The following is a 14,653-nucleotide window of genomic DNA, read 5'->3' on the forward strand; positions in this document are numbered from 1 at the left end:
AAATTAAAAAGTTAAAAAAAATAATGAAGCTGACAAACGAAACGGCTGTTCAGTTGGCTGCCTCCGTTTGCATAGTTTTGTTTTAAGGGGAATGAGAAGGCATTCTGGAGCACAAAATCGGACCACCGCAAACTCAATCCGATCGGCATCAGGAGTCCGTAGCCGCCCGTTTCAGAATTGTTATAGCCGGTGGCATACCTGTCCTTTTCCGAGTATTCCCATTGCAAGCCTGCTGTGGGAGTCACTTTCAGATCATCCTTTACAGGAATTTCGCAAAAGAAAGTACCTATAATTCCGAATTGATTGCCAAATCTATAGCGATCCTTTATCTCTAAATTGTATTGATAGTTTCCAGCTGCATAAAAGCCAAAGGAAGACCTGCTCAATGCAAAAGTCGGTTGAAAAATCAAGGCATAATGTCCATTACCGATGTTGAAATTTTCGGGTAAATTCTGAGCATGCAGATCGGCTTCGTATTTACCTGTTGGCAATTTTAATCCGGATCCAACATCAAGAGTGAATTTCCATTCCTTGCAGGAACCATAATCTTTTTTAATAATGTAATGGCCCATGATCTGAATGTCCCCAACTCCGGATGCTTTTTGTTTTTGCTCCTGGTTTTTCCGAACATTCCATTGGTAAGGGACAAATGCGTTTAATTTCCAGTTTGATGACGGAATATAAGTTCCCTGCACACTCAAATTCCGAAAGTAGTCATAGACCCCTGATTCGTGTTTGGACTGGTAAACTGCTGATGTATACGACATTCCCAAGATGTTTGAATGAATCAGCTGGTGTAAACCCACCCCCTGCATTCCCATATTACAAGCGCAAATGTCACATGCACGTGCAACAGTCATACACATGAGTCCAAAAAGCAGAACTCCGATGAACCTGTTCATAAAAAGTAAATTTAAAATGAATTAATGCTTGTTGAAAGAGAAACAAGCAAGGTCAGGTGGCTCGAACGAATTCCATCTAAAGTCACAGCGTAAAAAGCCCATTCTGTATCTTATTTCTGATTTTATCAGAAGAAAGACCTCGTAAGAAAGCAATGCCTGCTCCGGCATAAACAATTCAAACTGCTGTTTTATCAATTTCAGCGGAACCGGCATGTTTTGTTCCGGAGGTGTTTCCTTCATTTTTTTTGAAAGCAAACATTTGCCGTGGCATTTTTTAAGTTTATTGCTTTTATTAATACAAAGGGTTTGCTCAATGGAGCCCTGGTTCCACAGGAAGAAAGCGATATGAACCACCTCCCGGCAACTGGAAATTGCTATCAATAAAGCCAAAAACCCTATTTTGTATTGAATATTACAGAACATGTAAATTTCGAATACACAAATATAAACATTACTGGTTATTGCAATTTAAAATTGGAATCAGCTGGGAAGATGATATTTATCAATAACTTTTGGGATTCAGGCGCTACCCTATACAAACGTGCATAGACAAAAAAGGCCGGTAATCAGCCGGCCTTTTTTTATGAGTTGTTTAGTTACAATCGATATAACTTACCATTTTCCTCTACGACGAGATAAGATTCCTTAAATCCTCTTGTTTTTAATTTAGACAGAACGTCTTTTGCGGCTGTTTCTGATGTATAGCTTCCTAATACGATGATAGTCAGACCACTTTTAGTCCAGTGCTCAATTTTTCCAAGATCGTTGATTTTGCTTACATCAAACCAATCGGGTGCTTTATATTCTGCAACGCGGATTTTGTATTTGCCCTCTTCTTCAGGTTCTTCTTCCTGCTGAGGAACCGGTGTGTTTTCAACCTGCTTGCCTGTCACTTTGGGTGATTCTGATTTGCCTACCGCGTTTGCCAGCAGTACAACGCGATCACCACCCAATACATCCGTTACAATAAAAGCATCTTTGGTTCCATTGGCTTTCATAATTTTCATAGCAGCCACAGCTTCATTAATATCGCTGAAACCTCCTATTCTGATCTTCATGACATCGTCAACCTTAAATTTATAGACATCGCCATAAGAAGTGTAATTCGTAAAACGCGAATCCATTTTACTGTTGTACTTCGTCAGAGAAGCAATTTGTATAAAGTAAAGTTTGGGTTCCTGTGCAGCTTTCCTGGTTTGCGGAACCAGCTGATCTGCAACCAAAGCTTCGGATGCAAGCAAATTTTCTTCTGCAATCGCTGCGGGCTTCTCTTCAGACTTTACTTCAGACTTTAATTCAGACTTTACTTCTTGCGTTTGTGCAACGGGCTTTAATGCCATAGTTTGTGATTCCGTCGCAACTTTTAATTGGAACGAACGATAAATGTCATCGGCACCTTTACCTCCGTATCGATTGGATGTAAAATAGGCCTGGTTTTCATTATCCAGAATGAAATAATATTCATCCATTGAAGAGTTGACACAAGTGCCGAGATTTTCAATCACAGCCCCATGACCATCCACCAGCTGGGTTTTAAAAACATCGAGTCCTCCAAATCCTGTATGCCAATCGGAAGAAAAATACAGAACTCCATTTTTGTAGAATGGAGATAACTCATTGCCATCGGAATTGATCACTGCTCCCAGGTTATGTGGTTTCGACCATTCGGAACTTTCCGGAGATTTAAAACTCACATACAAATCATAGCCTCCATATCCACCGGGTTGATTTGATGCAAAGTACAAGACATTACCGGTCTCTGCCAGGCAAGGAAAACCTACAGAATATCCATCTACATTGTATGCGAATGGTTGTATGTTATTCCAGGAACCATTTTCTTCAATATTTGCCAAATGGATTTGCAATTTAATATCGTGCATCAGGATGCGTTCCAAATCGTAATCGCTCGCCTTGCTGAATGCACATGCGGTTTTATTTTCATTGATCGAAATATTTCCCAATCCACTGGCTTCTTTTGAGAGCAACTCAATTAATCCTTCAGAAAATTTTCTGGTGACCGCCTGAGTAGCTTCAGAAGCTGCCTGCACGTTTCCGGATTTTAAAGTAAACTCATTCTTTTGCCCACTTACAAACACCAGTTCTTCGTCAATAAGCATGGGGGCAAAATCTGCATAAGCTGAATTCGACTCGAGATTGGTCAACTTACAATTGTTAGGTTTGTTCAATTGTTGCAAGGAATAATCGCAGGTCTCGGCAAAATAATTACCAATAACCGGATTAAAATTGGCATACTCGAGGAAATACTTTTTTGCTTTCAGGAAATCTCCATGGCCTTTCAACAAGTCTGCGTATTCATAACGAGCTTCGGGGTCTGCATCCGGAGATAAAACCAATTGTGCATACAAATCCTCGGCTTTTTCGTTTTGCCCGGTCCTTTTGTAACTCAATGCAAGTGCAGACAGTGATTTCGCATCCAGCGCAGCAGTGGTTTCTTTTTCAAAAGCCGAAATAGCCGAGATATAATCTTTGGATTCGAAAAAGTGGAAGGCATCTTTCAAAGTACTGTTTTGGGAAGAGCTTTGAGCAGTCAGTTGTGATAAAAGAAACACACCCGACAGAATCAACATTTTTTTCATACTTTGAATTTTGGTTAAAATAGATAGAATCTTGTTATTAAAGCGCTAATATATAAAGAATTTTTGTAATTTATTATAAATATGATAAAAAAACATAATATATTTCTGAATGCTGTAAACGTTTTAGATATTGCGGGGCGTTTCCCGGTTAAATCCCAAACATGACAGCAGACAGAAGATCCTTCGTTTTTCAGGTGTTATTTCTTTTTTGTATCCTCATTTTTACATCTCCTGCTTTGTTTGGGCAACAACTCAGCCATCGTCAGGGCGAGCTCATCGTGTTATTCAGGAATAATTATAATGCGAAGAATATCAGCCATTTAAGATCCAGTTCCAAGTCCGTATGGAATCATCTCTACCCTGCCAGGCAACTTGGAGGTTGCTGGAACATCTGGTTGCTTAAATTTGATCACAGCCGATACGCAGCCCCGGAATTACTTCGCGACCTTCATGCCGACGATCGGGTATTATTGGCTCAACGAAATCATTTGATTCAGTATCGGGTCAAACCCGATGACCCTTTTTTCGCCCTTCAATGGCATCATTTTAATGATGGCTCTTCCGGGGGTGTCGCAGATGCAGACTTTGACACCGACATGGCTTGGGATCTTTGTACCGGTGACCTTACCGAAAACAAAGACAGCATTGTGATTTGCATCATAGACGACGGACTCGAAACCGTCCACGAAGACCTGAGTGAGAATATGTGGAAAAACTATGGAGAGTTGGCAGGAAACGGTGTCGATGATGACCAAAATGGCTACATAGACGATTTTTTAGGTTGGAATACTTTTAATCAAAATGATATTTTTGAAAGCGGAAAACACGGCACGGCGGTCACTGGTCTTGCTGCCGCCAGAGGTAATAATCAAACCGGGATCAGTGGGGTATCCTGGCATTCCAGGATTATGTTTGTAGCGGGCGGGGGCGACGAAGCAAATGCTATAGAATCTTATTCTTATCCATTGTATTTCAGGAGATTATACAATCAAACCCATGGCCGCAAAGGAGCTTTTGTGGTAGTAACTAATACCTCCTGGGGAGCGGACCTGGTCAAAGCCGAAGATGCCCCGGTATGGTGTGCTGTTTACGACAGTTTAGGAAAAGAGGGAATTTTAAATGTGGCCTCGACCACCAATCAAAATCTGGATGTTGACATCGAAGGCGATATGCCCACAACATGCACCAGCAATTTTCTGCTAACCACAACGAACATCACGGATGCCAACGTCAAAAAAGTGAATGCCGGTTATGGTAAAAAATCGATAGATATAGGTTCATATGGCGAATCCACCTATTCGACTTATATCAACAATTCTTATCGTTTCTTTGGTGGAACCAGTGCAGCAGCTCCACAGGTTACAGGTGCAATCGGCTTATTGTATTCATTATCCTGCAGCAATCTCGATGAACTCGCCCTGTCAGATCCGCCTAAAGCTGCCTTAGAAGCAAAAAATCTGATCTTAAAAAGTATAAAACCCAATGCCTCTTTAAAAGACATTACCCTTACAGGCGGAGTGATGAATGTTTTCAATGCCATCAGCCAGGTCAGCCCATTATTGGTCGAAGTCCAGAATAGTCAACAGATTAAGATAAGCTGGCAGGAACCCGCCATCTTACCCATTCAATTCAGGTACCGCAAAGCCGGCAATTTTCAATGGAAGGATACCTCGATTTATTCAGGCAAGCATCTAATCCTGACCGGACTTGAATCCTGCACCGATTACGAACTTCAATTCAAAAACCTGTGCCCGAGAAATTCTGAAAATTATTCTGCTGTACAAAATATTAAAAGTGCAGGCTGCTGTGATCCTATACAAAACGTAAAAATCTTCAAGCTCTCAGCAACAGCTGTGGAATTGGCTTATACAGATCCTTCCTCCGTAAATGAGCTAACTGCTTATTTGAGAAAAGCTGGGACTACTCGCTGGGATACTTTTCGAATATCAACACATTCTGGAAATCTGAACTTTAGCCAATTGGAAAGTTGCACAGCTTATGAGTTATTGGTATACTCTTTCTGTAACGGTAAACTGACGGAATTGCCGGCCAATTATACATTCACTACCAACGGTTGTGAGTCTTGCACTTCAATGGATTACTGCAGAAGATTCAGGCCTTCATCAGAGCTCGAATGGTTGCATGCTATTGAAATTGATCAATTATCCTTTATCAGCGGCAATAATGCAGGTTATGGAAATTATGTAGGTACGAATCAACAATGGATATTTGAAAAATCCAAAAATTACACAATCGTATTAAAGGCAGGATACCTTTCTGATACAAGCACAATGGTAGCAGCAGCATGGATCGACTGGAATCAGGATGGAATTTTTGACGATGTTGAAAATATAGCAATACCTACCCTTCAATTTAAGTATCGCATTCAATACAATTTTAATCTACCGGCAAATGCCCGTTCCGGCTGGACAAGGATGCGAGTCATGTTAAAATTTGCAGAATTTTCATCAGCCACTCCGCTGGCTTGTTTCCAATCGCTGGAATTTGGCGAATACGAAGAATATTGCGTTTACATTTCAAATGGTTTGTGTAGTGGTATTCAGTCGGTAACACTTACCGATATTCAAAAACAAAGCGTACAGTTGTTAGTAAGCGATCATCCAACAAATGACTTCATTTATGCCTACCGTAAATTATACTCGGGCGATTGGGTCGAAGGGAGCTCCAGGTCGCGCATCATCCAATTAAATGATTTAGACAGCTGCAGCAAATACCAATTCCAAATCGCAGCCCGTTGCCTCAACGAGCAGTCTTCATTTTACGATGTTTATTTTTCAACCAGAGGAACTGACTGTTTTGTCAGCACTGATGAATTTAACCCAATTGACGGAATAAAACTATACCCAAATCCTTGTTCCGACCAATTGCATGTACTCCAAAATGAAGCCAAGAAAATAGAACACATCGATATTCTCGACCTCCGGGGAAAAAGATATCGCTTACAAACGAAGATCAACGCCAAAGATCATTACACGATCGAAACGGGCCCATTGCCCTCAGGTTATTACATTACGTTAATCCATTATAAGGATGGAAGTCATCTGGCAAGACGTTTTGTAAAATTTTAGCAGGCCTTCCCATCCAACTCTTTGTTCTTCGGATCGCGACAGAACCATAAAAACAGAAACGTTTTAAATTCCCGCTTACGCGATAATCAATTCGTCTCTGCCGGGACCATTGGAAAGGAAACTGATTTTTGTCTGGCAATAATTTTCAACAAAATCGAGATACGATTTCATCTGCGAAGGTAGTTCCGAAAAGTTTTCGCAATGACTCACATCTCGCTTCCAGCCATCAAATATTTTATGTCGCACACTGCTTATGCTGTTCAGATCGAAAGGCAATTCGTCGCCTTCCAAATGATCATTCAACTGATAGGCATCGACAAGCTGAATGGATTCAAAATCGTTGAGCACATCAATTTTAGTTATACATAAATCGGTGACTCCGTTTATAATTTTACTGTATTTGAGTTGAACGAGATCCAGCCAGCCACATCTGCGCGGGCGTCCGGTAGTAGAACCAAATTCATTGCCTGCTTTTCTGAGTCGCTCTCCTGTTTCGTCATTTAATTCAGAGGGGAAAGGACCGGAACCGACCCGGGTGCAATAGGCTTTCGTGATCCCGATAATTTTTCTGATTTTATTCGGTGGCACTCCAAGACCGGTACAAATTCCGGCTGCAACTGTATTCGACGAAGTAACAAATGGATAGGTTCCAAAATCAACATCCAGCATGGATCCTTGCGCACCTTCCGCTAAAATATGTGCTCCTTTGTTCAACAATTGGTCCAACCAATATACTCCGTTTGTCGTTTTTAAGTCTGATATAAAATCAATGGCTTCGAACCACTTTTTTTCTTCAAGTTCCATATCAAATTCCACTCCGGGAAATTGCTTTAGGAATTGCATGTGTTTTTCCTTGAGTAAATTATATTCATGCTTAAACGCAGGCATTTGAATATCGCCAATTCTCAAGCCATTTCGTCCTGTTTTGTCCATGTAACAAGGCCCAATTCCTCTCAATGTCGATCCGATTTTGGATTTTCCTTTTGCATTTTCAGATGCGAGATCTATCCATCGATGGCTTGGGAGAATTAAATGGGCACTTCGCGAAATAAGAAGACGATCTCGAAGATCAGGAACGGCAGGTGTAATTTTATTGATTTCACCTGTTAAAGTTATGGGGTCTATGACCACACCATTTCCGATCAGGTTTAAGGTATTGCTTCTGAAAACTCCTGATGGGAGTGTATGCAAAACGTATTTATCACCCTGTATATAAAGTGTATGACCGGCATTGGGTCCTCCCTGGAACCGGCAAACGGCCTGGTACTGGTCTGCAAGGTAATCGACGATCTTTCCCTTTCCTTCATCGCCCCACTGCAAACCAAGAATCGCATCAACGGGCATAGCTTAAATTTAATAAAATAAACAGCGAAGGTAAGCAAACGCTGCTTAATTTTCAATGCAGCTCATTCATACCCATGTTTTGAATACTCATCAACTTTTGATACCATATTATTAGTCTGAGTCGAAAGCCAATCCTTCTAACTCCTGTGTAATGAAATGTTTGGATATAAATGAGCGGACTCCTAAAAGCAAACAAGACCATTGTACATTTACATGGGACGGGTCGAGATCATATAAATAAAATTCTTCCGCCTGAATCTTTATAGTGATCGGGTTTTAAACTTGCAAGGAGGTGAATCTAAATCCAGCCAAGGCCTAGTGCAATGGCAAACAACAAGACCATGATAGCTACCAGTAATCTGATCTGTTCAATCAATATCTTTTTTAAAAGACGGCTGCCTAAATAAGCCCCTGAAATCGCAGCCAATGCAGGACAAATAAGCCAAAGCAAGTCGATCTCATTAATAAATTTCAGCATTTTTGTTGAATAAACGGATAATCTTGTAAAATCTACCAAACTCGAAATAATTACAGTGGTCGCAATAAAACATTCCTTTGACATCCCGGTTTTAACAAGAAATGCACTTCTCAGTGCTCCCTGATTTCCCGAAAATCCGCCAAAAAATCCGCTGATCAGTCCGCCCCAGACTAACTTTGAATTATCGAATTCAAGCTTTCGGGTGTATGGAAGTAAATCCATCAGGGCAAAGCAAATCAATAATACACTGATCAGGGAGTTCAACAAGTAAATAGAATGTGTTGAACCCCAAAAATAATAAGTCCATAGAGGTTGATGATCAGGAATAAGCAACAACAACCACGATCCCGCTAGTGCTGCAAGTATAGCCGGTATTCCAAATTGAATGACTATTTTTTTATCGAATTTATTACCGACGAGCAGTAATTTGAACAGATTGTTTACAAAATGTACGACAGCTGTAATGGCAATCGCTGCATCGACCGGCAAATAAATCAGAAATACCGGAGTCAGGAGTGTACCCAAACCAAAACCAGTAAAAAAAGTCAAAACGGCAGCAAAAAATGCAACTAAAGAAATGACCGCAATTTCCATTTAATCAAAAACTATGGATTGAATTCAAATGATGAAACAAAGTTAAACTTCCCTTCCCAACTTCCACAATTTCTCTGTTCCTCGATTATTAGATCATTATTAAAAAATAAACTCAATAATTGAATTTATAATCCGCTTCGATTCATTTGATTAGCAGACAATCCAAGATAAACTGGATCATTATGAATTAAATTTATCAGAACACTTTTGAATAAACTGGAAAAACCCGATTTCCATGCTTGCACATGAAGGGGACTTCTAAAAAACCTCTCAGACGAGGCGTGTGATTTTTTTTAATTCTGAGTTTACTGCGTATCCCGCAAGGTCGGAGAGGAGTTTAAAAAATTTGCACAACGAAGTATCAGGGATTTTTAGGTGTGCCCTGAATTTTAGTTTGCTGTTCGATCAATTCTTCGAGGGTCTTGTTTTGATTCCCAGGCTTGGGTTCAATAAGACTCATGGCATATTCGCTTATAGCCGTTATAGTCAGCGCCGGGTTTACACCGGGATTAGACTGCAGAACAGATCCATCTAATACATACATACCGGGGTATCCATGCACCCGGAACTGTTCATCAATCACTCCGGCTTCAGCATGGACTCCCATCTTACATCCACCTAAAATATGAGCAGTGGTCGCCATACCAAACAAAACTTCGGTGGTGGCATTTTGAGGTATTGCATTTAATTTGCTTGCATATCGAAATAATACCTCCTGCCCGACAGTTGAATATCCTGATGAGGATTGATTTTTATCCTGTGTGGATTTCAAACGCATTCCCAGCCATGAATTTTTCCAACTTATCTTCATTGGATCTGGTAAACTCTGCATGATCAGTAGAATTACAGAATTCCTGGAAAGGTCGCTACGGAAGAATACCCGCAAATATTTAAATGGGCTCTTCAAAAATTGGAAAACCATGTTAAGGATTCGTTGGTATCGATTCTTCCCATTTGAAGCCGGGCAAGCTAAACGATACATAGAACCAGAGCCATCGGGATATTTGCACAATTCAACCGTAGTGTTTGAATCAGGACGAATCAAAGTACTGATTGCGATACCATTGTTCAACTTCCGATCTAAAGAACTTACACCTGCGATCATTTCAGAATTTGCCAAAACCCGGTTTCCAAGTTCCGGGCTCAGATTTACCAAAGTTTTATACTTCAGCTTTTGTTCAAGAAGCAACTTAAGAGTCCCTAATACGCCTGCACTCAATACAAGCCTATCCGAAGTGAAGGTCATCTTCTTTGAAAATAACTTATCTGAACTTTTGCAATGAATCTTATATGAACCATGATCAGTTTTCTCAATTTTATATACTTCAGTATTGGAAATAATTATCGCCCCATAAAATTGCTCAGCAAACCAAAGATAATTTTTATCCAAAGTGTTTTTAGAATCATACCGACAACCTACCATACAGGCTGCACATTCCTTGCATGGTTGGCGCTGAGGTCCAAGTCCTTTAAAATATGGATCTCCAATTGTTTTTCCAAAATATACTCCTACATGATCGACAAACCGGTAGGACTCACCAACACCCATATCCACCGCTACTTGTTTAAAAACCTGATCTTCGAAAAATTCTTTTTGGTAGAAAGCACTCCCCAGCATGAATCTTGCTTTGTCGTAAAAAGGCAACAATTGAGCTTTCCAGTTTTTTAACAGGTCCCATCCGGAATCTTTAAAAAAAGCATCGGAAGGCATCATATGCGTATTTGCATACACCAAAGATCCTCCACCTACACCCACCCCGCTCAGCACGAACAAGTTTTTAAAAAAAGTAAGCTGCATGATGCCAAAACATTTCAGCATAGGATACCAAATAAATTTTCTTAGTTGCCAGTTACTTTTAGGGAATTCCGATGCCTGCCATCTTTTGCCTTTTTCAAGTACCAGGACTTTGTATCCTTTTTCAGACAGTCGCATAGCAGCTACAGAGCCTCCAAATCCAGACCCGATAACTATGTAATCGAAGTGTGTATCCACGAAACAAAGATAGGTGGGTGATGATAGATAATGGAGTATGGATAGGAGCCATTAAGCGGCAAGCTTAAAGCGAAATGCGAGGTGGTTGCAGATGGAATAAAGAGAAAAGAGGAGAGTGAAAACTGGAATACCTTCAAATAATTAATATTATTAATGTGGCATCTTACTACCAAATTTCAGTAACATTAGTGTTGCATGCTTTGAGCTTTGAAGTACTCAACTTAACTTGCCAGGCTAAATTGTTCCTGATTTGCAAAGTAAAAAGCATTCAAAGATTTCTGGATGCAATTCATAAAAGCCTTATTTTCTTCCCGGGTACCGATGCTGACTCGCAGGGTATTGTCTAGTTGCACAACATTACTTAAATCCAAAACTTTAATCCCATTGTTAAGGAGATCGGTTGTTACTTTATGGAATAAGTTTTTACCTAATATTTGAATTAAGAGGAAATTACCTTGAGATGGATAGACCTTTATGGAATTTGCAAATCGATCAGAATTCAGCCCTAGAAACATTTTTTCTCTTTCACTTATAATTTCACGTATCCGGCTTTTAGAAAGTTCTAAAAACTCTTTTGTAAACAACATGTTCCTGGCAAATATCAATGAAAAGTAACTAATAGAATATTGCAGGAATAATTTTCTAAAAGCAGTAGTAACTTCTCTGGAGGCACATAAATAACCAAGTCTCAACCCGGCCACCGGGAAGGCTTTGCTGAAGGATCTTAATACAATAAGATTCTTGAATTTTTTTACCAGCGGAGTATAATCCACATTACCAAATTCGCAATAAACTGCATCTACAATAATCATGGATTCCGGATAAAGTTGAAGAAGATGCTCCAGACATTTTATATCAAATGTATTTCCAACCGGATTGTTGGGAGAAGTTATAATCAGTACAGAATTTTTTCCAAGATTGGGGATGTTCTCATAGTTATATTCAAGATTTGAACTCAACATCCAGGGTTGATAATTGATATTGTAGGTTTTACAATGATAATCGAATAAAGAATAAGAAGGCTGTGTGATGAACAATGTTTTCCCGTTCAAAGCAAAATAATTCAATAAGGTTGTGATGATACTTGCAGATCCGGCACTTAAAAGAATATTCTCCTGGTTCAGTCCACAATATTCTGCAATTTTTGATTCAATATCTTTATGATCGGAATCGGGATATCGATTCCAATTGGCATTTCTCAACTCCCTTAAAACTTGTTCTTTCAAGTTGTGGTTGAGGTCCAGCGTTTGCTCATTTTTATCCAGCAGATATTTGCATTTTTGTTTGACAATGGCTATTCGTTGCTGTGCCTTCAGTAAATAATCATTAAAGAAATTTATCATTGTCGATTTCAATTTATTAATTTGCGAATATGACTGCTAAAACTGTTTCATCTTCATATGTAAATCCAAAAAAACCTTCTTGATGATATTTCATTTCAACGCCCAGATGAGAATCAATAGGTAAACGGAGTACCTTGTCAGACAAATTGAAATTACATTTTACGAGTCGGGAGATCCATTTTGATGCTTTTTCATGTTTTTCAAATCGTTCTGATTCGATTTTGCCCAGGATATCTTCAATTTCTCTTCCGAAGAATAATTTAAGAGCGTTCTTGTCTTGCTCCTCCAAATTAAGCCTATCGATGACTTTGAAAATACTGTAAAAATGATTAAAGCATTGGCGGAACCTCTTTAACAAATCCGGTTCGAAATGATCTACATTTGGCTCGATCAATAAAAAAAGCAGCAGGATTAAGTTGCCTGATACTTTTTATTGTGTCCAGCCTTTGTTTTGACGATTGAATGTGATGCAATGCTAAGGAAGCATTTACCACAATTTTACCAGGAAGCTGCTTCATGGCACTAAAATCAATCAACTCCACATATTGTTGTCGATCAATAAATTCAACAGAAAACGGCAGGGATCTCCCTAATTCGTTAATGCGGTTTTTTGCGATCTGCAGGGCATTTTCAAATGGTTCAATTCCAACAATTACAAGCTTTTTAAGTTGCTTACTATCTTTGAGTAACTCCAGAATATTTATGATTTGAGTACCCTGTCCAACTCCGATATCTATGATAGTGGCTTCCGATTCATTCCTGATCAAGTTGGCTATTGCTGTATTTGTAATTTGCTGACTAAACTTAACAAAAGGAAATTGCTCGATCAGAATGTTGAAAAGTTGGATTTGAGGCATTTCATATGCCTTCTCGTAAATATTTTCATCGATAGCGCCGGGTCGAATACGGTTGCGAAGTGCATGGAGTACAATTGTAGCCAAAAGTTTCTCTGAACATCTATCCGTTTCAATGGAGCATTCATTATACAAATCCATTATATCGTTATACACATCCGGATCATGGTGTTGAGAAATGCTTTTTACGATATTCTCCAGTTGATTGTAAATATTGATCTGAACTTCCAAAGTTGTTTTATGATTTAATCTATTGATACAGACTTAGGCTTGCATAAAAAATTGATTCTGCTTTAACTGAGTGTTCAGCTTAATTCTTTTAATATGCGTTCCTGGTTTGTGAACATTGCTGGTTTGGTTGAAAACGGGTTTTCTTTTTGTTATAAAAGCTTCAACACCTTCAGCGAAATCAGAACTTTTGCCAGCTTCACATTTTGTGCGACGTTCCATTAAAATTTGAGTATTGAGATCATTCTCGGAAGCAATGGAAATAAGTTGTTTGGTAAGTGACAAACTGATAGCCGGCAGTTGGGCCATTTTTGAAGTTAAATTCCCTAATTCAACATCAAAAACATCCTGAGGAATTACTTTATAGATCATACCTATGCGCTCAGCTTCGGTCGCATTTATTTTTTCTCCTAACATAAGCAACGCGGTTGCCTTTTGGGCACCAACTTTCCTCGTGAGAAAATAACTTCCCCCGCTGCCTGATGTAAGGCCGATTTGTGAAAACCCAAAAATGAAAGAAGCTTTATCGCTGGCAACAACCAGGTCACATGCCATTGCAAACACAGCACCTGCACCTGCCGCAACGCCGTTTACGGCAGCAACTACCGGTTTAGTGCAAGAAGAGATTTTTTGAACGACTGGATCATGGTAGTCCCGAAGTAGTTCTTCCACAGTTGGCGGGTCTTCACAAAGCAATTCTCCCAGATCTTGACCGGTGCAAAATGCTTTTTCATTACCATGAAGAACTACAACCCTGACTTCGGGATCGCTTTCTGCCTGATCAAGGTATCCGGCTATTCCAAGCAGCATTGATCTGTTTAATGAATTCATTTTTTCAGGTCTGTCGATCGTGATGTAGGCACAATTGCTGCTTACATGGTAGTGCACGGATTCACAAGAACTGTGTATTTCATTGAAGCTTAAAGCAGCACCGGGAGTATTCTGGTTTTCACTACCCGTTGCCAGAACAAAAGGGGATGCCGATGTTTTGTCAGATTGATGATTGGAAATGATCATGATTAGGTTTTAATATTAATAATTGTTCAAATAATAACACAAAAGTGCCTGGTTTACAAATTCGCATCCATCACATAAAAGTGTACTAATCGTTTATTAAATAAAAAAAATGCGGGAAAATGCGTTTCTTTTACTTAAACAACCAGATAATCACAAAAAGAATAAGTACTACTGTCAGCATAAAAAACAAGTCATAAGAATTGATACCCAACAG

Annotated in this window: 10 protein-coding genes; 1 reads left to right on the forward strand and 9 read right to left on the reverse strand. The window is 39.5% G+C overall.

All coding sequences use genetic code 11. The features are described 5' to 3' along the window. Nucleotides 1-11: 11 nt before the first annotated feature. Nucleotides 12-902 (reverse strand): hypothetical protein, encoded by an 891-nt coding sequence (locus IPM34_10290; GenBank protein MBK8955930.1) that lies wholly within the window; start codon nt 900-902, stop codon nt 12-14. 596 nt (nt 903-1,498) lie between these two features. Beyond that, nucleotides 1,499-3,499 (reverse strand): PD40 domain-containing protein, encoded by a 2,001-nt coding sequence (locus IPM34_10295; GenBank protein MBK8955931.1) that lies wholly within the window; start codon nt 3,497-3,499, stop codon nt 1,499-1,501. Between the two features lie 161 nt (nt 3,500-3,660). Between IPM34_10295 and IPM34_10300 the strand changes: the two genes are divergently transcribed. Continuing rightward, nucleotides 3,661-6,588: a S8 family peptidase gene (locus IPM34_10300; protein ID MBK8955932.1), complete on the forward strand. Its 2,928-nt coding sequence runs from the start codon at nt 3,661-3,663 to the stop codon at nt 6,586-6,588. A gap of 75 nt (nt 6,589-6,663) precedes the next feature. Here IPM34_10300 and IPM34_10305 read toward each other — a convergent pair whose 3' ends face one another. The 7 genes from IPM34_10305 to IPM34_10335 form a co-directional block, all read right to left on the reverse strand. Continuing rightward, the gene (locus IPM34_10305; protein MBK8955933.1) at nt 6,664-7,932 is read right to left on the reverse strand and encodes an adenylosuccinate synthase; all 1,269 of its coding nucleotides are present in this window, start codon (nt 7,930-7,932) and stop codon (nt 6,664-6,666) included. 298 nt (nt 7,933-8,230) lie between these two features. Then, on the reverse strand, nt 8,231-9,004 hold the full coding sequence (locus IPM34_10310) for a sulfite exporter TauE/SafE family protein (GenBank protein MBK8955934.1): 774 nt from the start codon (nt 9,002-9,004) through the stop codon (nt 8,231-8,233). Nucleotides 9,005-9,365: 361 nt separating this feature from the next. Then, nucleotides 9,366-10,997, reverse strand: a complete 1,632-nt coding sequence (locus tag IPM34_10315; GenBank protein MBK8955935.1) for a GMC family oxidoreductase — start codon at nt 10,995-10,997, stop codon at nt 9,366-9,368. A 221-nt stretch (nt 10,998-11,218) separates the two neighbouring features. Further along, nucleotides 11,219-12,340, reverse strand: coding sequence for an aminotransferase class I/II-fold pyridoxal phosphate-dependent enzyme (locus IPM34_10320; GenBank protein MBK8955936.1), 1,122 nt, complete (start codon nt 12,338-12,340; stop codon nt 11,219-11,221). A 16-nt stretch (nt 12,341-12,356) separates the two neighbouring features. After that, nucleotides 12,357-12,734 carry a hypothetical protein gene (locus IPM34_10325; GenBank protein ID MBK8955937.1) on the reverse strand — a complete coding sequence of 126 codons (378 nt, stop codon included), beginning with the start codon at nt 12,732-12,734 and terminating at the stop codon, nt 12,357-12,359. Then, nucleotides 12,670-13,425 (reverse strand): hypothetical protein, encoded by a 756-nt coding sequence (locus tag IPM34_10330; protein ID MBK8955938.1) that lies wholly within the window; start codon nt 13,423-13,425, stop codon nt 12,670-12,672. The genes IPM34_10325 and IPM34_10330 overlap by 65 nt, the downstream gene beginning before the upstream one ends. A 33-nt stretch (nt 13,426-13,458) precedes the next feature. Beyond that, nucleotides 13,459-14,439 carry an enoyl-CoA hydratase/isomerase family protein gene (locus tag IPM34_10335; protein ID MBK8955939.1) on the reverse strand — a complete coding sequence of 327 codons (981 nt, stop codon included), beginning with the start codon at nt 14,437-14,439 and terminating at the stop codon, nt 13,459-13,461. Between the last annotated feature and the right edge of the window lie 214 nt (nt 14,440-14,653).

This window comes from Saprospiraceae bacterium (genome assembly GCA_016716185.1).
In the GTDB taxonomy this organism is placed as follows: domain Bacteria; phylum Bacteroidota; class Bacteroidia; order Chitinophagales; family Saprospiraceae; genus Vicinibacter.